Below are 18162 nucleotides of genomic sequence, written 5' to 3' on the forward strand. Positions count from 1 at the left end.
GGACGAGGCCCTTCGGTCGATCACCCGAGCGGTGATCCGCAGCGCGATCAGCCGCGCAGGACACGGCCCTGGGCGTCGGTGCGGTCGTTGCTCGTGAGGAACAGGATGCCGTCGATCAGCGACCAGAAGCCCAGGCCACCGCAGGTGAGGAGCTGGGCGACGCCCACGCCGACGGAACCGACGTAGAAGCGGCCGATGCCGAGCGTGCCGAGGAAGAGCTGCAGAACGCCGGCGACGATCTTCGACTTGTCCGAGTACGGGCGCCCCTGCGGGTCGTGGCCGAAGGGAGCGTCAGGGGTGGGGACGGTCATGGAAATACTCCTGGATGTACTGACTCAAACAACCGAAGCGGATTGCTCCGGGGGGAATCGCAGGAGAGAAGGCGCGGCAAAATACCGGCAGCAATCGGGCACGGCAGATACCGGCCAACGAATGAGCACGACGTAGTCCCCCGTCATCCCCCCTGTCGCGGTTGCAGCGTAGTGAGACGCAAGGGACGGACGGGAGGGGATTACAGCGATCGTTCCGATTCCGTGATCCGATTCCAGCCAACTTGCGACACCTGGGCAACATAAAGCGGGCGTAAGGGATTTACGAGAGTCCGGAGCGGGAACGCGACACGGTTCGGCCCGTTCGTGCCGGCGCCGCTCAGCGCACGTTGCGGACGATCGTCCACGTCACCGCGACACCCAGGATCAGGGCCTGGGTGCGGGGCTTCAGTTCGGGGCGCCAGCGGCGGCCGCGCAGGCCCTCGACGGCCCATCGGCCGAGCAGGGCGAGCGCGAAGGGCGCGGCGAGCAGCAGGACCCGGTTGTCGTGCCAGGCGGCTTCGAAGCGGCCGTGCATCAGGTCGTACACCATGCGGGTGCCGCCGCAGGCGGGGCAGAGGAGCCCCGTGACATAGCGGAACGGGCACTGGGGCAGTACGTGGCCGGGCTCGTGCGGGTTGGTGCCGTACAAATACGCGGCGCCCGCCAGCCCGGCGGCGGCCACCGCGAGGGGGGCCGCCGCCGGATGCCGGAGGGCGGTGAGGCCGCGCTCAGCCACGCAGGACACGTCCGTTGGAGTCCGTGGTGTTGCTGCCGGTGAGCAGGATGATGCCGTCGACCAGCGCCCAGATGCCGAGGCCGCCGCAGGTGAACAGCTGCGCGAGGCCGAGGCCGACGTGACCGATGTAGAAGCGGCCGACGCCGAAGGAGCCCAGGAACAGCGAGAGGATGCCGGCGACGATCTTCGACTTGTCCGAGTACGGGCGCCCGTAGGGGTCGTAGCCGTACGGGGCGTTGGGGTCGCCGGTGTACGCGCCGCCCGGCGTGGGAGGCACCTGGTAGCCGCCGCCCTGGGGGTAACCGCCCTGCTGCGGATAGCCGTAGCCGGGCTGTCCCGCGCCCGGCTGCGGGTAACCGCCCGGAGCCCCGTACGGGTCGCCGGCCTGCGGAGCCCCGTAGGGGTTGGCGCCCGGCTGGCCGGGGGCCGCGCCCGGGTACCCGTATCCGGGCTGCGGCGGCTGCGGGGGCTGAGCGGGCTGCTGAGGCTGCTCGGTCACGGTACTGACTCCTGCGTGTCGTTTGCTTGAGCGGCCGGAGCGGCTCAATGACTGAATTGCTGAACGGCTGAACGGCTGACTATGGGCTGTCCGTCATATTGCAGGAGGGAAGGGCCCGGAGAGAAGTTGTCCCCTCGACCGGACCCCCGGCCCGCTCCCGCGTGTGGGCGGAGTCACATCCCGCGGACATGACCCCCGTGCCCCCGGCGAGCAGCATCGCCTTGCTGAGGTTGCCATCGAGCATACGGTCGCCCTGATGGAGGGGACAGCCGGTCTGCGGGGTTCCGTTCCCGTGGGCGACGGTCCGCATCGGGACCGGTGCGTCCGGGTCAGCCCATGTCCTGTGAGATCGACCTGTCGTCGTCCCAGGCCATGGGGTCCTGCTCCACGGTCTTCAGCAACCGGTCGAACATGGACCGGTCGTACAGGACCGCGCCGTACATCTCGACGATCCGCCGTCCATTGATGGCGGCCGTGGGGGTGCCGGGACCTCCCGGGTTCTCGGAGCCACCGGCCCGCTCGTAGGCCTTCTCCGACCTGCTCACGAAGTCGCGGTACTTCATGGTTCTGACGGCGGAGTCGAAGGCCGGTCCACGCAGCCCGTCCACCTCGTCGGCGAGCTTCAGCAGATACGCGTCGGTGAAGCCGTCGACCGCCTCCTCCGGCTGGTTGTCGTAAAGGACGGCGTGGTACTCGGCGAACTTGCCCTTCTCCAGTGCGGCGCGCAGCGCGTTGACGGCCCTCTCGGAGCCGCTGCCGCCCAGCTTGCCGTCCAGGAAGGAGGCGAGGGTGTACTCGGTCACGACCGTGCGCCCCAGCGTCCGTTCACGCGCGGCCGGACCGCCTCCGGTCTGCTCGAACTCCTCGCAGTAGGGGCAGCGCGGGTCCTCGTACAGATGAACGGTGACCGGTGCCTCGGGGTCCCCCACGCGGATCGTCGTGCCGTCCTCGTCGAGCGCCTCGGGCACGTCCCGCAGTTCCTTGTACGCGACCCTCGGCTCATCCCGGTTGGCGCGCTGCCCGCATCCCGCGACCAACAGCCCCAGCGCGACGGCCACCACGACCGCCGTCCGTCTTCTCCGCCCGTACCTCACCGCGAACGCCCCTCCCCGTTGACGAGGGGCCCGGATCCCAGCCGCGCAGTTCCCCTCCAGAATTCGCCCCGCACCTCGGAATTCCCCCGGCGGCGTTGGCATGTCCGCGTACTGTACGACGCACCAAGCCCCCCTCGCACGGCGAAAAACCCAGCCCCGGGCCGTGCGACCCTTACGTCCCTCAACCCGCCTTTCCCGTAAGCCTGTTCGGCGCGAGAACGAGATCGACCGCGAACGGCCGGCGCAGGGGCGAGCATCTGTCCACGGATGCTCGCGACAGCCGGTGAGGCAGCCATCCCGTGCGGGCTCTCCCGGGCGAGCCCGCACACACATCGCAGGAGACACACACCCCGCATGAGACGCATGTTGACGTCCAGGAACACCCGCCTGGTTCTCGCGACGGCCATGGCCGTGTCGCTGACCGGCGGACTGCTCACCCTCTCGACCGGCGCCGCGAGTGCCGCCCCCGCCCGGCACGCCGACGACTTCAACGGCGACGGATACCGGGACTACGCGGTCCCCGGCTACGGCGAGTTCACCGTGACGTACGGGACCGCCACGGGACCCGGCAACAGGAGCAGGACGTTCACACAGAACAGTGCCGGCGTCCCCGGGAAGGCCGGTGACGCGGGCGGCCTCGGCGACGACTTCGGCGATGATCTCGCCGCCGCCGACCTCAACCGTGACGGCTACGCCGACCTGGCCGTCGCCGACCGCTCCGAGAAGGTGAGCGGGAAGGCCGGCGCGGGCGCGGTCACCATCATGTGGGGCGCCAAGTCCGGTCTCGGCACCAAGGCGACCCGGCTCCCCGTCAAGGCCACGTACCTCCGCGGCTTCGGGAACGAACTCGAAACCGGAGACTTCGACGGTGACGGCAGGGCGGACCTCGCGGTCGCCGACGGCATCGACACCGTCTCCGTGTACAGGGGCGGCTTCACGCAGGCCGGCAGGACGGGGAAGGTCACCAGGCACACCCGCTCGAACCACTCCCGCACCTTCGAACCCACGGGGCTGGTCGCGGGAAAGGTGACCAAGGACAAGGCCACCGACCTGTACGTCCTCGGCCAGGGCTACCGCAAGGACAGGATGACCCAGGACGCCTGGTTGCTGCGCGGTGGCAGGACGGTCAAGTGGAGCAGCAATCTGGTGGTGATCAACAGCAAGGAGCCGGACTCCGACCCGACCGGCGTCATCGCCGACTTCGACAAGGACGGCCACGGAGACCTGGCGGTCAGCGACACGTCGTACGACAAGGGCGCGGGCTCGGTGGTCGTCGTGCGCGGCGGCAGGAGCGGCCCGGCCGCCAAGTACCGGATCACCCAGACGACTTCGGGCGTCGCCACGGCCGCGACGAAAGGCGACGGCTTCGGGTACGAACTCTCCGCCGGCGACACGAACCGCGACGGCTACCCGGACCTCGCGGTCGGCGTCCCCGGCGAGAAGGTCGGGTCGGTGAAGGACGCGGGCGGCTTCCACCTCCTGCACGGCGGCAGGCGGGGGCTGTCCGGCACGGGCTCCGAGTGGTTCAGCCGGGCGACGGCGGGAGTTCTCAAGGACCCCAGGGAGTACGAGGAGTTCGGCTCCGCCCTTCGCCTGCGTGACCTCGACGGCGACGGCGACAAGGACCTCCTCGTCGGCAGCATGAACCGTGAGACGTCCCTGTTCTTCCGGGCGGACGAGTCCGGCATCACGACGGACGGCATGACGGAGCTGAGCCTGAAGCCGGCCTTCCCGCAGTAGCGCCGGCTTCGCGGGCGATGACCACTTGGCCGGATCGCATCCAACTCCTGTGACGGATGGGGCGGTTGATCACACACTGACCCCATGACCATCCTGAGGAAAGCCGCGGCCGCCCTGTCGGCCGCGGCCGCGATCGTGATCGCGATACCCCCCACAGCCTCGGCGACGCCCGTCCACGACGCCCCGTACGGCGGCACGCTCGTCCGGGAGAACTTCGACCGCCTCCCGCTCGGCCCGGTGACCAAGGGCCAGGGCTGGACCACCGACGCTTCCGACGGCACACTGACCGTCGTCCCCGGCACGCGCGGCCACGGCCGGGAGCTGCGCCTGCGCACCGAGGGCAACGGACGCGCCTTCATGGTGCTGCCCGACCTCGCCCCGCCCGGCAACAGCCTCTGGGCCCGGATGCGGCTGCGGGTGACCGAGTTCCCCACGGCCCCCGACTGGGCGCACTGGACCCTCGCGGAGGCCTCCGGCACCGACTCCCCCACCGTGGTCCGCCCCCTCGGCGGCCAGTACGCCCCCACGGACAAGGGCAACTTCTGGGGCGTGGGCTCCGACCTGGGCCCGACGGGCGACTGGACCAACTGGAAGACCTCGGCGCCGGCGGTGGCCGGCAAGTGGCAGTGCGCGGAGTTCCACCTGGACGCCACGGACAACCGCGTCACGGTCTACCTGAACGGCGTGCCCCAGCCCGACCTGACCGTCTCCACGAAGAACCACGGCGGCACACCGGACGACTTCACCTTCCCCACCTTCGACAAACTGAAGCTGGGCTGGCAGCTGTACCAGGGGAACCCGTCCCCGTCGGCCTTCGAGATGCGGATGGACGACATCGCGGTGAGCAGCCGACGGGTGGGGGGTTGCGGGGCCTGAGGGAGGAACCGAGCGCAGACCTCCTCCCTGATCCACAGCTGTAGCTCCCAAGGGGGCCGCCCGTTCTCCACGACGGGCGGCCCGCTCGCCGCTTCGCCTGGACAGCGCCCACGTCGCCCGCAGACGAAGGGGCACTGCCCCATTCTTCGGCGCTGGCCCACAACAGCCCCAGCGCCCGCCAGCTTTCGGCGTCGAGCGACGGTCCCGCCCCCCTTTCTTTGCGGCAGAGATGGGCTGCTGTCCAGAACGCTCAGCCGCAGCCGTCGGCGCTCGAAAGCCGCTCAGCTCGCAGTCCGCCAAGTCCCTCGCTACTCGGCCACCCTGGGCCCGCTACGCGGCGCCCGCCGCGCCTGGCGCACCGACAGGTCCGCGTCCACGCCGTCCTGCAACGCGCTTGTCCGCTGACGTTGCCGTCAGCTACTGCCGTCAAGAGGGCGAGAGGCCCCGCCCAGAGTCGGGTCTGGGCGGGGCCTCTCAGCGTCGAGTCAATTCACGACAACAATGCGCGACGAGAATCCAAGTAGGAGTCCGCGTTCTCCGGCAGAAGCTCCGAAATCTTGCCGAAGAACGCCGCTCCCGCACCCCTCAGCGCCGCCACAAAATCAGACGTTGAAACGCTCACCCTCTTCGCGCCGTTCCCCGATTTCGCCGAAACGAGAACCTTGCTGCCGGAAAGAGAGCTCAATCGGCTGATCCGGGAAATAAGTCGACGCATACCCTGCGGCCGAGAGTTGCGGGACCATGCTGGCCACGTATGCCTACAACTGGTCAACGTAGTCCCATTCACTGATCCCGATGATCTCAACTCCGTGGATGGCGATTCGCACCGCACCCTCGACGTAGTCGGCATCAACTGGGCGGGCGGTGCAGGAATCGACCTGCACGAACTTTCCGCCCGAATCCCTCAGGTACGTCTCGATCTCGATCACGCCGCGATCCCTCATGTCAGGGAGTAACAGGGCAGAATTGACCGACTCGGCCTTTATTCATGCCGAGAACATAGTCAACTCCGTTGACGTTTCCCTGAATCTGATACATACCCCTACTTCCTCACTGAACGAGCAAGACCCTGTTCTGGCGCATGACCTGCCCGATTACGCCCTGAACATCAGCAACCCTCAACTTGGGGCCGAAGAAAGACTGCTGAGCCCTTTACCGAACCATCCCATATTTTCGGATGATGACGAGTGAGGATGTGCTCCATTCCCTTCTTGTCCAGAAGGAAGTCCTGATTCCCGAACTGGAAGCGTTGGCTGCTCCAACCCCGGAGGGCCGGAATACACCTTCCACTGTTGTGAACCAGTACCGGCGCCTCGCCCGCCAGCACATAGCACGTGTGCTGCGCAACCTCTCTCTACCTGCGTTTTCGCAGGTCAAGACATATTCGGCGGTCCGCTGAGGTGCGGGTTCGGCCGGGATTGTTCGTGATTGTTGCCGTCACTACTGCCTCAAGGATCTTGACCCCTCAGGCAGGGTTGGAGCCCCACGGCGGATCGGCCGTCCGCCGGTTCGGCAGCGCAGGCCGGGACGGGGCGGGTGTGCCGCTCGGAGGGGCAGGCTTCGCTCCCGGTCAGAGGCGACGCGCCGACAGTCCGTTCCTGGTCACCTGTAGAGCAGCGTGGCCATGACCAAGCAGCGCCCGGACCGCTACCCGCTACCCGAGCCAGGACATCCGAGCTACTGTGGATGTCATGACGACGGCCTACGAGGACGTACCCTTCAGCGAGCTGCTCCACCACCCCGCTGCCACCGCCCGGCGCCTGGACGCGGTCCGCGCACTACGCCTGCGCCGACGCGACGCGGGCGACCTGGCGCTCATTCGCGCCGACCAGCTGGCGCAGGACTCCACCGTGGTCGACTTCACCGCTCGCCTGCTCGCCGGGCTGGTCCGCACCGAGAACACCGCCGCACTGCGACAGGCCCTGCCTGATGCCCTGCCCTGGTCGGTCTTCCTCCCGGAGGACGACGTCGAGGCGATGCTCGCCGAGCTGGTGGACACTGCCCGTGGGGCTGCCGCGCTGGAGAACTTGACTCCCATCGCGCTGCTGCTGGCCCAGTGGCGGCACAGTGCCGAGATCTACGCCGACCCGGCCCTGCACGACTTGCTCACCCGCGAGCCCGACGGCGACCTCGGCCCTGTCCCCGTACCCGAAGGCGAGACCGCCGAGTGAGCCCCAAGCGCGGTGACCGCGCGGCCCCACCCCCGATCGGTGACGAATTCGACCTGCGCTTCGCCAACACCGAAGCGGCCAACGGCTGGGACCACCTCTCCCGCCACGCCGCAGGCAACCTCCGCCGCGCCTTCGACAAGATCCGATCCGCCCCGCGGGCCGCCGCCGACCCCGAGCGCCACCACCGCCTCAAGGGCAAGCTCGGCGCTACGGTCTGGAAGGGACAGACGCTGGAGCGCTGGCAGTACGAGGTCACCGGCGGCGGCCGCATCTGGTACCTGGTCGACGACGCCAACCGCACCGCCTGGATCACCTATGCCGGCACCGGACACCCGAAAGCCACCGACTGATCGCCTTTCACCTCCTGTCCACCTGCCGCAGCCACGATCCGCGCGGGTGTTGGCGCGCCCTTGGGCCGGTGGCCTGCCCGATCCAGGGCCCCGCCCCGGGCAAGTGGGCGGTACGGGGTCTTTGAGCGGCTCGGCGCTCGACTTCCGGGGCGGCCGTCGGTCGGCGTGCGGCGGGCCTGGCGTCAGGCAGTCCGGCAGCACGGGGATCGTGACGGAAGGCGGTCCGGCTGACGGCGAGTGGCCGGGAGCTTCACGCTCCCCTGCCAGAGGCAACATCGGCTACCGCCCTCGGTGAGCCTGGCGGCGGGCGTGAGGGTCGGCCCCCTGGTCGGCCCTGTGCCTGCGATCCGGCCGTAGGACGGTCGTGGGCGACAACTTGCTCCGCCAAGAACTCCGTTACGGTCAGCCCGGTGACCAGGCAGGTTGCCGCTCCGGCAGCCCCCGATCACCCCCGACTGCCGGGGCGGCTCGCCACCTGCGGCGTAGTCGGCCTCCCGATTGAACGGCGGGTTTGTCGGCGACGACGGCCAGCCTCCGCGGGCGAGGCCCGCCTTGAACCTCGTACAGAAAATCTGAACGCACACGCCGGGCGGCGAGTGTGTCCGGTCCCGGGTGATGCTTGACAGTTCGATCCCAGCTGATGGTTGACGGTGGCCGTGATCGGCTTTTCTGTGCACGTCGTTGCGGCGTGTGGCGGGAGGCCGGGATTGGCTCTGGTGGAGTTGTCGGTTGTCGAGCAGAGATACCGGGCTGTGTTGGCAGTGCTGGCGGGTGCGACGGTGACGGAGATCGCCGCGTCGCTGGGGGTGTCGCGGCAGACGGTGAGCGGGTGGAAGTCCCGGTATGCGGTCTCCGGCCTGGCGGGGCTGGCGGACCGGTCACGCAGGCCGGCCTCGTGTCCGCATCAGGCCTCCGCCGAGGTGGAGACGGCCGTGTGCGAGCTGCGGCGCAAGCACCCTCGCTGGGGTCCGCGGCGGATCGCTCATGCGCTGGAGCGGTCCGGTGCGGTGGCGCCGGTGCCGTCGCGGATGACGGTGTATCGGATCCTGGTGCGGCATGGGCTGGTAAAGCCGGGGGTCCGGCGCCGGAAGCGGTCGGATTACAAGCGCTGGTAGCGGGACCGTGCGATGCACTTGTGGCAGATGGACATTGTCGGCGGTGGATGCTCGTCGACACGGTGACCAGGGAGTTGACCGAGGCGAAGGTCGTGACCGGGGTGGATGACCACTACGTCCTCGCACCTGGCAACACCCACAAGGACGCGCTGACCAAGCTCACCGAGAAGATCGCCGCCAGCAACCGCGGCCTCCCTGTCGCGACGGCCGACAGCACCGTGAGCGCCTACCTCGTGTACTGGCTGGAAGGCGTCGCCGTTCACCACCTGCGGGAGAACACCCACACCCGCTACGCCGCCTCCATCCGCCTCCACCTCAACCCCGGGCTCGGCGCGAAGAAGCTTGCCCGGCTCACCACCCGCGACGTCCGCACCTTCCTCGACGGACTCCGTACCACCTGCCAGTGCTGTGCCCAGGGACGGGACACGGACCGGCGGTCCTGCTGCGCCATCGGCCAGTGCTGTGAGAAGCGGCTGTCACCGCTGACCGTGACGTACGTCCACGCGGTCCTCAAGTCCGCCCTGGAACACGCCGTCCATGAGGACGAACTGCCGCGCAACGTCGCCCGGAACATCAAGACGACCGCACCCCGCCCCAGACGCTTCCAGCCCCTCACCGCCACCGAAGCCCGGCAACTCCTCCAGGCGGCCAACGGCGACCGGCTTCACGCCCTGTACGAACTCGCCCTGCGCACCGGACTCCGCAAGGGCGAACTCCTCGGCCTCCACTGGGAAGACGTCGACCTCGACGGCGGCACCGCCACCATCCACCGCTCCCTCCAGCGGACCCGCAGCCAGGGGCTGACCGTGCTGAACACCAAGACCCTGGCCTCCGAGCGGCGCATCGCGCTCCCCACCGAATGCCTCAGCTCCCTCAAGATCCACCAGGAACAGCAGCAGGAAGAGCGTCAGGCGGCCGGAACGAACTGGGCGGACAACGGCCTCGTCTTCACCACCCCGAAGGGCAAGCCACTCGACCCCACCAACCTCACCCGCCGCTTCCGCCGCCTCCTCCACAGCTCCGGACTCCGGACCATCCGCTTCCACGACCTCCGACACTCGACCGCCACCCTGCTCCTGGAACAGGGCATCGACCTCGTCGTCATCAAGGAACTCCTCGGCCACGCCCACATAGGCGTCACCGCCGGCGTCTACGCCCACGTACGCCTCCGCCTCCAGCGCCAGGCCATCAACACCCTCAACGACCTACTCGGCACGGGCAACGACGACCGAGAAGACCCGCCCTCCACGGCAACTGTCCGCTGACGTTGCCGTCACCGTTGCCGTCACCGTTGCCGTCAAACGGCCGGGAGCCCCCACCAAGCACGCGCCTGGTGGGGGCTCCCATTTTGTACGCCGAACCGAATTCAGGTAGTCGTGGTGACCGGTACTTGATGGCACTGCCGAGAGGCCAAAAGGACCGCCGATCACTCCTATGTCAAGTTATGCCAAGCATGGCTGCAACTTCCTCGACACTCTAGCTCCCTCCGCCGCGTATCCGCCACGACGAAGGTGGAAAGAAGAACACGAAACGCCTTCACGTACTCAGCTTCAGGGAGATTGATAATCTTTCCCATTTGCTGGAGTAGCGGTTCCTTGACAATCAGAACAGCAGGATTCGCTGTCGGCTTCACTCCGGATCGCAAAACGCCCTCTCGGCCGTCCTCCGCCGTTGCGTGGGCCTGCATGGAGTGGCGAACCACCTCATGCAGTACCGCCTTTTGCTCGACCTGCTCCAGGGAGGAGAACCAGCTCACCCCCTCCTCCCAGCCAAGGAGCCCCTGGGCAATCTCGTTGATGATTCGTTCCGACGCTTTCAATTGATCACCGACTCCGGGGCTCGAATATGACATAGGGTTTACTCGGGTCCAATTCTGCATAGTCTGGCCGACTTGGATTGTAGTTCTGCCAGAAGTCGCGCCCTCGGCCGCTTCCTTCACCATCTCCGGTTCCCCGTGGCAAGGAGCTCTGCTGACTATGCCGAGACCTCGACGGGCCAGACAAAATGTAATCCCAGTCCGATGCCGGGTTAGCGCTGCCGTTCGCGCGGCTTCCGACCACAATGACCGGCTGGCCGGCCTTATCGGCAGCATTTTGGATACGCAGCGCATCGTTCGGGCTGATCCCGGCTTGTGATGCAGTTCTGAACCCCGGCCCACACAGCCCGCCCGAATTGTGCACGAGGACCGGCGTGGCCCCCGCCAGCACATAGTACGTGTGCAGGTCGTCGACAGTGAGGTTGTACGTCCGTGCATGCTGCGTGTAGGCCCGGTTCCCGGTGACGATGACCGTGTTGCCCTCGTCCGTGAGCAGGGTCATGCCCGGCTCAAGGTCGCCGGCCTCGGTCCACTTGTCCTCTGACGGTGACCAGAAGGGGTGCTCATAGGTCGCCGTGAGCTTTTCGATACCGTCTTCCGTGGCGATGGAGAGTTCGTTGAAGTGCTTGTCGTCCTCCGTGACGATGAGGCGGGTGACTACGCGTGCACCCGATTCGCCGGTCTCCGGGTCAGTGGCCTGGACCTTGTCACCGAGTTCGACGTCCTCGATGTTCTTGGTGGTGCCGTCGGCCATGAGGACGTCGGTTCCTGCGAGGAAACACTTCGTGCACCCTCCGAGCAGCCGGCTGCCGCCCAGGAAGAGGCGACCTTGGCCCATGCTCAGGGCCTCGACGAACTCTTCCCCGAGCTCCATCGTCCGCCCCCAGACGCGGGCGTCAGCCTGGCATTTCGCGAAATTGTCGACGCAGTAGTTGGCGGCGATTTCCTTCGCGCCGTCCACATCATCCGGATGGTCGAGAGAGTAGGCATACGCCTTGTTGCAGCCCAGGCGCCCGAAGCAGACTGTCTCCGGCGTACCGAACACGTTGGTCTGGGGGTACCAGTAGCCGCTCGCGGTGTTGAGGAACTTGTTGCTTCCATTGAGGTAGTACTGACCGGCCACGCGCCGCGCGTCGTTCGATCCCGAAGTATGGGCCGTCACCCATTGAGCCTCCGGAGTGCGGCTCGGCTCGCCGACCCCGCCCCCTCCCTGAGAAGCCCCCTGACGGGCGCCCACATAGCGCTTTTCGGTTCCGTTGTGGCCCGTTCCTCCGATCGGCAGGCCCTCGCCGCAGGTCAGGCACAGACCCGTCGGGTCGGAATTCGAGACCGGGCCGTTGTTGGAGTACGCGTACCCGTTCATCTGCAGCGGGTCCGCGATGTCGATGATCGGGTCCGCCGAGATGAAGCGGCCCGTGTTCTGGTCGTACTCGCGGGCGCCGATGTGGGTCAGGCCGGTGGTCGTGTCCTCGATGCCGACGCCGATGTAGCCGCGCTTGTTGGGCCACGACGCCGGCTTCGGGCCGCGGAGTTCGCCGAACGGCTTGGCGGCTCGGCGGGTGACCGCCTGGCCGCTCGCCAGGGCGACCGCCGTGTTCGCCGTGCCCAGGTGGTCCGCGAGGAGGGCCGAGAGCTGGTGCCCCGTCGTCGCGCCGCTGGTCGTGGTGCGGGTCACCATCGGGGCGCCCGGCTGGGAGTAGGACCGGGATGCGCGGGTGATCGCGCCGGCGCTGCCCGTCGTCACCTCCGTCTCGCCCAGGTACAGCGTCGAGCCAGAGGGTGAGTTCTCCAGGAGGCGGTTGCCGGCGGCGTCGTAGACGTACGTCGTCTTCTTGCTGCCGACCGTGATCGTGTCGAGCTTGTTCTCCGAGGTCCACTTCAGGTCCTGCGCCCCGGCCGGCAGATCACGGAGTTTCGTGTTGCCCACCGCGTCGTACGTGTACGTACTGCCCTGCCCCGCCGGGCTGGACGCGATCGACGTCATCGTGTGCGGCTGCTTGGAGGTGTTGTAGCCGTACGTGTAGGTGACGTTCTTGGTCGCGTCCGCCGGGTCGGCCTCGGTCAGGGTGGCCCGGTTGCCCAGCCAGTCGAAGGTGAAGGACTGGTGGTAGGCGGTGGCGCCCGTGGAGACCGTCGCGGTGGCCGGGGCCGTGGCCGCCAGGCTCGACTTCAGGGAGGCGTCCGGGGCGGCGGCGTCGCTCGCCGTGTCCGGCGCGTCGGCGACCGGGCCCGACGAGGCCGCGTAGTCCGTACGCGGTCCCCACGTCGTACCGTTCGCCGCCTTGCAGCCCGTGCCCTTGCCCGCGGGAGCGATGTTCGACGTCCAGGCGTTGGCCAGCTCCCCCATCACGTCGTACGTGAAGCACTGCATGTCCCAGGTGTCACCGGAGGCGTCCGACAGCTGGCGGGCGTTCGACGTGATGACGCCGGACTTGTCGTACGAGTACGAGCTGTCCGAGAGGCGGTGCGGGCCGGCGGTCTCGCGGTCCGCGACCGTGCGCTGGAGACGACCGGTATGGGGGTCGACGAAGTTGGTCGTCCACACACGGTTCGGCTGGGAGCCGGACACCGTCCGCAGGGGTTCGCCGTACGGCGAGTAGGTGACGCCGGAGGTGTACCAGGCCAGACCCGAGGTCGACTCGGTCAGGCCGTCGCTGTTGTAGCGGGTGACGACCTTCTCCTGGGCCAGGCCGCCCACCGAGGGCAGCGTGACCGTCTGCGGCTTTCCGGTCTGCGTGTACGTGTACTTGTACGGGTACGTGCCCGCGACACCCGTCGTCATGGTGTTGGCGGGGATCACCGTCTCGGTGCCCGTAGGCCGGTACTCGGTGTCGTAGCCAGTGACGCGGCTGATGTAGTCGCCGTTCGCGGTGTGACGGGTGGAGGCGACCGGCCGGCCGAGGGCCCCCGACAGTGAGTCGTAGGTGAACGACTTGACGGGGTTGCTCGTCTCGGAGCCCTCACGGACGAACCTGACCCGGCCCAGCTCGTCGTACTCCGTGTACGTCGTCCGCTTCTCGGCGTCCGTGACCTTGTACGGCCGGTCGGCCTCGTCGTACCAGGTGTCCGTCTTGCCGACGTCCGGGTCGGTCGTGGAGGTGACCCGGCCCCGGGCGTCGTACGTGTACGTCCACTTGTTGCCGGCGGGGTCGTTGACGCTGGTGCGCAGGCCGCGGTCGTCGTACCCGTACGTGGTCGCGCGTCCGGCGCTCGTGCTGTCGTCCTTGTGGTGGACGACCGAGGTGACCCGGCCGAGCGCGTCCGTGACGGTCCGGACGCGCGGCGACGTCGAGCCGGGCGGGTCCACGGAGGTGCTGGTGTCGCCGTACTCCGTCCTGGCCGCGTACACCGCCTTCTGGTCGTGGTACGTCGACTGGCTGACCGGCCGCTCCAGACCGTCGTAGCGGTGCTTGACCCAGGCCGGGACGAGCGACTTCGACCTGGGCGAGAAGAGTTCGGCGGCCGGCTCGTTCTTCGCGAGGTAGGCGCTGGTCTGCTCGTCGGCCAGGCCGTGGTCGTTGTAGGTGGTGTCCGTGACGACGCGGCCGGGGCCGTGTGCCTGCGACTGGGTCTGGACCTGGCGCATCAGGCCGTCGTAGATGGTCACCTGACGGCTGTACGTGCCGTCGTCCTTCAGCGACCTGGTCGTGACGGCGGCGGGCCGGGACTCCTTCGAGGTGGCGATCGCCGGCTGGTACTCGATCTCGACGTTCGGCGACTTGCCTCCCGAGGATCGGGACGGGGACCAGCCCTTCACGAAACGGCCGAGCGCGTCGTACTCGCTGCGGATGACCCGGCCGTTGGCGTCCTTGACCGTCAGCGCCAGGCTGCGGCCCGGATCGAAGGTCGTGGTGACCGTGTGTCCCTTGGCGTTGATCGCCTCCACCGAGGTGACGGGACCACCGGTGTCGCCCGGGGTGTACCGCATCTCCGTCGTGCCGGCGCCCGGCTTGGCGACGGTACGGACCCGGCCCAGCGGGTCGTACGTCGTCCTCGTGACGACCGAGTACGAGGTTCCTGCGCCGTTCACCCCGGCGGCGGCCGTGACCAGACCCTTCGTCGGGGCATCGCCGTAGGACTGGTTGTCGTAGGTGGTGCGGCTCGCGCTGATCAGCTGCGTGGCGGGGTCGGCACTGTCGTGATCCGCGCAGGTGGTGCCCGTGGTGCGCTGCTGCTTGGGCAGGCCGATGAGCCAGGCCGACGTGTTGTGCACGTACGACGTCCTGGTGCAGATCCGGTCGGAGAACTTCTCGCCGGAGCCGTCCGGCTCGACCACCGCCGTCTCGACCTGGACCGGGATGCCGTAGGTGTCGTCGACGGTCGTCAGGGTGCGGACGGCCCGCCAGCTGTCACCGACCTTCTGGATCTCGTCCGTACGCTTCACACCACTGCGGTGGGCCGCCAGCGGATCCATGTCCGCGCCGTCCTCGGCCTCACGGAACCGGGACGCGGTCTGCTTCGACCAGGGGTAGGTGAGGGTGCGCTTCTTCGGCGTGCCCTTGTCCGAGTCGAGGTAGGTGAGGGTCTCCGCCGCCATGCCCGCGTACTGCGGCTCGTCGTCGGCGACGAGCGTGTACGTGCCCGTGGAGTCCTCGACCTTGCCACCGACGCCCTGGAAGTAGCGCGTCTCGGAGTACGACTGCGCCTGCGGCGCTCCCGCGGAGGTGGTGGTCCTGCTGCCCTTGGTGACCGCCACCTGGCGGTAGCCGCGCCAGACGCTGTGCGTGCGCAGGGACGGGCGGGTGAACTCGTCGTCGGTCTTCGCCCAGGCCGGGTCCGTGTAGTCGTACCGGGTGTAGATCGGCTTGCCCCGCGAGGTGACCTTGTCGTTCTCGGTCACGGAGTGCACGACGTACTTGTTGAACCAGGACTTCGCGGGCTTCTTCTCGTCGCCGTCCGGCGACCAGCGGACCGGGTAGCAGGTGCCGTTGTCCCTGCCCTTGTCCTCCGACGGCTCGCTCGCGCAGCCGCCCTTGTACTCGACCTCGATGTCGCCGCCGTGCTCGGTGGCCACCGTGCCGATGCGGGGGCGGGTGAAGGGCGGACGCTGGTCCTTCGGGCCGCTCGACACCAGGTTGGGGAGCTGGCGGTCCCTCAGGCGCCCCTTCAGCTCGGAGGAGGAGCCGACCGTGTACTCGCCGAAACTGACACCGTCCTTGTGCTGGAGCGTGCCGGTGGTGTCGCCCGGGGCGAAGCCGCGGCGGGTGATCGAGTTCAGCCAGAGGCCGGGGGACGTGTAGTACCAGTCCTCGGGGAAGGACTGGTGGAGTTCGTACGTGTCCACCTTGCCCAGGCCGGTCTGGCCGGCGCGGGCCGCCTTCGTCGTCACCGAGTCCAGGCGCATCTGCGTCCAGAAGGAGGGGAAGGCGGGGCAGAGCTTCGACGTCGACTTGCAGTTGAGGTTGCCGGGGGTGTCCCACCAGGGGCGGTAGGCGCCCGGGTCGGAGGTCTTGGCGAAGTTCGCCGCGTCACAGGCCGTCGCCGACTTCAGGCAGCGCTGTGCCACACCGAACTCGACGGTCGCGGAGGGCTTGGTCAGGTCCCCGCGCATGCCGTACTCGATGGTCTTCGGGTAGGCGAAACGGTCGTACTGCTCGGGGGACTTGAACTTCTTCTTCACCGCGTAGTGGTTCGTCTCCTGCTTCCAGGTGACGACCAGGGTGTTGCCGTGTACGTCGACGACCTTGTCCAGACCCCAGCGCCAGGCCTGCTTCTTGCCGGAGCCGCAGCGGGAGTCGGCGAAGGCCGAGGCGTGGCAGGGCTCACCGGGGTGGTTGCCGAAGACGGGGACGGTGGAGACGGAGTCGGTGTCGGCGTGACCGCCGCCGACCTGGTTGAGCCCGTAGTAGTACTTGGTGCCGTCCGTGGTGGTGACGATCCAGTACTCGCCGTTGTTGTCGCCGTTGGTGCCGCCGACACGGTGCTCGACGCGGGTACCGTCGTCGCTCTCGGGGCGGTAGGTCTCGGTGTCCTTCTCGGGGTCGCTGCCGGAAGCGGCGTCCCGCACGAGTTCCGTCGTCCTGCCGCCCAGGGACATCACCGCGTTGTGCGACACCCAGCACAGGTCGGACGTCTTGTCCTTCTTGGCCGTGTTGTTGGCGGTGCCGGACCTCATCTTCTTGCGGTCGTCCTGGCAGGCGCGGTAACGGCGCTCGATGTGACCGGCGTCGTAGTCCCAGCCCTCGCCGATCCAGGAGGACTGGGGAGAGGCGACGGCTGTCCGGCCGTCCACGGTCTGGGAGTTGTAGCTGAACTCGACGTTGGGGGCGGGGCCCGCGGGGGCGGCCGGGACCGTCAGCGGATACGACCAGGTGAACGCGCCGGACGAGCCGCCGGCCGACCATTTGCCGCTGGAGGCCAGCGGTGTGGCCTTGAACGTGCCGCCGGCGCCGCCGCCGGAGTCGACCGCGCCGACGACGGCCGTGTCACCGGTGGCGGCGACCGGGGTGACCCCGGTGGCCGACGTGCGGTAGGACGCCTGGGCGATCGACGGCCCGCCGGAGGGGGCCTTCCGGGCAGAGGCGGGCGTGACGGTTCCGTCCGCCGCCGTGTCGACGGTGGCGGTGATCGACTGGGTCTGGACGTCGTTGGTGGTCTCCAGCTCCTCGTACTCCTGGCAGGCCTCGTCGTCGGGCCTGGTCAGGTAGCACTCGGGGAACTGGACGAAGCGCAGGCGGGAGGCCCAGTCGGCGCCGTAGAGGTTCTTGAACTTCGCGTAGTCGAGCTTGACCGCGATGGGCACGGAGCCGGTCGCGGGAGCCTGGACCTTCACGACGGTGCCGTCGACGCCCTGGGACACAGCGGTGGCACGGTCGTAGAGCTGGACCTGCCAGGTCCCGGTGGGCGCGGCCTGGTCCGGGGCCCGACCGAGACTGACGGGGAGACTTCCGGCGGGGGTCATGTCGGCCTGGCGCGCGGTCGCGGTCGTCCGCGCCGATGCGGGACCGGTGCTCGCGCCCGAGCCGAAGTCGACGGGCTCCGTGCCGGACGCCGGTGTGGTGACCGTGCCCGTCGGGGCCTGCTGCCGGTCCGGAGGGACGTCGACCTTCAGTGTCTCCAGGTCGGGTTCGGCGACCGCTCCGGCGACGGTCTCGTCCTCGTCGAGTGTCTCGAGCTTGAGGGTCTCGCGGCCCTTCTCGGCCGCGGCCGGGTCGGGCGGCAGCGCGAACGACTGCGCGGGCAGCAACCCCACGAGCAGCGCCGCCCCGAGTGTGGGCACGACGGCCGCGCGCACCCGGCGCAGCCGACGCGAGCGGACAGGCAAGAAGCGACCGAACACGGCGAGGTCCCCCCGGACCATTCGAGGCGGGACCGAGAAGGGACCACGCGTGATGGCGTATCAGATGGTGCAGATTCTGTGTCGCCTCTGTGGAGTTCCGCCAGATCAACTGTGGGGATGTGATGATCGCCACGGTGCGTAACATGGGGTAACGGTCGGTAAAGCTTTAAAGTGC

Annotated in this window: 11 protein-coding genes and 2 pseudogenes; 6 read left to right on the forward strand and 7 right to left on the reverse strand. The window is 68.5% G+C overall.

The annotated features are described in order from the left end of the window. Nucleotides 1–47: 47 nt before the first annotated feature. The 4 genes from SCAB_RS16735 to SCAB_RS16750 form a co-directional block, all read right to left on the reverse strand. Nucleotides 48–311, reverse strand: a complete 264-nt coding sequence (locus SCAB_RS16735) for a TM2 domain-containing protein (RefSeq protein WP_013001272.1) — start codon at nucleotides 309–311, stop codon at nucleotides 48–50. Between the two features lie 337 nt (nucleotides 312–648). Beyond that, nucleotides 649–1047, reverse strand: coding sequence for a DUF2752 domain-containing protein (locus SCAB_RS16740; RefSeq protein WP_013001273.1), 399 nt, complete (start codon nucleotides 1045–1047; stop codon nucleotides 649–651). Beyond that, nucleotides 1040–1546 carry a TM2 domain-containing protein gene (locus tag SCAB_RS16745; RefSeq protein ID WP_013001274.1) on the reverse strand — a complete coding sequence of 169 codons (507 nt, stop codon included), beginning with the start codon at nucleotides 1544–1546 and terminating at the stop codon, nucleotides 1040–1042. The genes SCAB_RS16740 and SCAB_RS16745 overlap by 8 nt, the downstream gene beginning before the upstream one ends. A 329-nt stretch (nucleotides 1547–1875) precedes the next feature. After that, entirely contained in the window at nucleotides 1876–2607 is a 732-nt protein-coding gene (locus SCAB_RS16750; protein WP_013001275.1) for a DsbA family protein, read from the reverse strand. Between the two features lie 387 nt (nucleotides 2608–2994). Here SCAB_RS16750 and SCAB_RS16755 point away from each other — a divergent pair, with 387 nt between their 5' ends. Both SCAB_RS16755 and SCAB_RS16760 read left to right on the forward strand, forming a co-directional pair. Then, nucleotides 2995–4380, forward strand: coding sequence for an FG-GAP and VCBS repeat-containing protein (locus SCAB_RS16755; protein ID WP_231885051.1), 1386 nt, complete (start codon nucleotides 2995–2997; stop codon nucleotides 4378–4380). Nucleotides 4381–4464: 84 nt separating this feature from the next. Next, a complete protein-coding gene (locus tag SCAB_RS16760) occupies nucleotides 4465–5256 on the forward strand; it encodes a hypothetical protein (protein WP_013001277.1) in 792 nt (263 codons plus the stop codon). Nucleotides 5257–6014: 758 nt separating this feature from the next. Here SCAB_RS16760 and SCAB_RS47320 read toward each other — a convergent pair. Further along, nucleotides 6015–6185: a hypothetical protein gene (locus tag SCAB_RS47320; RefSeq protein ID WP_013001278.1), complete on the reverse strand. Its 171-nt coding sequence runs from the start codon at nucleotides 6183–6185 to the stop codon at nucleotides 6015–6017. Between the two features lie 762 nt (nucleotides 6186–6947). Here SCAB_RS47320 and SCAB_RS16765 point away from each other — a divergent pair. The 4 genes and pseudogenes from SCAB_RS16765 to SCAB_RS16780 form a co-directional block, all read left to right on the forward strand. Beyond that, the gene (locus SCAB_RS16765; protein WP_041669304.1) at nucleotides 6948–7427 is read left to right on the forward strand and encodes a hypothetical protein; all 480 of its coding nucleotides are present in this window, start codon (nucleotides 6948–6950) and stop codon (nucleotides 7425–7427) included. Beyond that, nucleotides 7424–7777, forward strand: coding sequence for a hypothetical protein (locus tag SCAB_RS16770; protein ID WP_013001281.1), 354 nt, complete (start codon nucleotides 7424–7426; stop codon nucleotides 7775–7777). The genes SCAB_RS16765 and SCAB_RS16770 overlap by 4 nt, the downstream gene beginning before the upstream one ends. Before the next feature lie 722 nt (nucleotides 7778–8499). Further along, a pseudogene (locus tag SCAB_RS47550) lies at nucleotides 8500–9005 on the forward strand (helix-turn-helix domain-containing protein); the annotation flags it as partial. Next, nucleotides 9006–10157 (forward strand): annotated as a pseudogene (locus tag SCAB_RS16780) (tyrosine-type recombinase/integrase); the annotation flags it as partial. Between the two features lie 167 nt (nucleotides 10158–10324). On the opposite strand, the gene SCAB_RS47325 reads toward SCAB_RS16780, so the two are convergent. Together SCAB_RS47325 and SCAB_RS16785 are read right to left on the reverse strand one after the other, a co-directional pair. Beyond that, complete coding sequence (locus SCAB_RS47325) at nucleotides 10325–10834, reverse strand: DUF5958 family protein (RefSeq protein ID WP_319185300.1); 510 nt, start codon at nucleotides 10832–10834, stop codon at nucleotides 10325–10327. Beyond that, entirely contained in the window at nucleotides 10716–17987 is a 7272-nt protein-coding gene (locus SCAB_RS16785; protein WP_013001284.1) for a polymorphic toxin-type HINT domain-containing protein, read from the reverse strand. The genes SCAB_RS47325 and SCAB_RS16785 overlap by 119 nt, the downstream gene beginning before the upstream one ends. Between the last annotated feature and the right edge of the window lie 175 nt (nucleotides 17988–18162).

This window comes from Streptomyces scabiei 87.22 (assembly GCF_000091305.1).
GTDB classification, from domain to species: Bacteria; Actinomycetota; Actinomycetes; order Streptomycetales; family Streptomycetaceae; genus Streptomyces; species Streptomyces scabiei.

Coding starts and splice junctions, on each gene's coding strand:
- SCAB_RS16735 (WP_013001272.1), bottom strand. CDS start 311: ATGACCGTCCCCACCCCTGACGCTCCCTTCGGCCACGACCCGCAGGGG.
- SCAB_RS16755 (WP_231885051.1), top strand. CDS start 2,995: ATGAGACGCATGTTGACGTCCAGGAACACCCGCCTGGTTCTCGCGACG.
- SCAB_RS16760 (WP_013001277.1), top strand. CDS start 4,465: ATGACCATCCTGAGGAAAGCCGCGGCCGCCCTGTCGGCCGCGGCCGCG.
- SCAB_RS16765 (WP_041669304.1), top strand. CDS start 6,948: ATGACGACGGCCTACGAGGACGTACCCTTCAGCGAGCTGCTCCACCAC.
- SCAB_RS47325 (WP_319185300.1), bottom strand. CDS start 10,834: ATGGTGAAGGAAGCGGCCGAGGGCGCGACTTCTGGCAGAACTACAATC.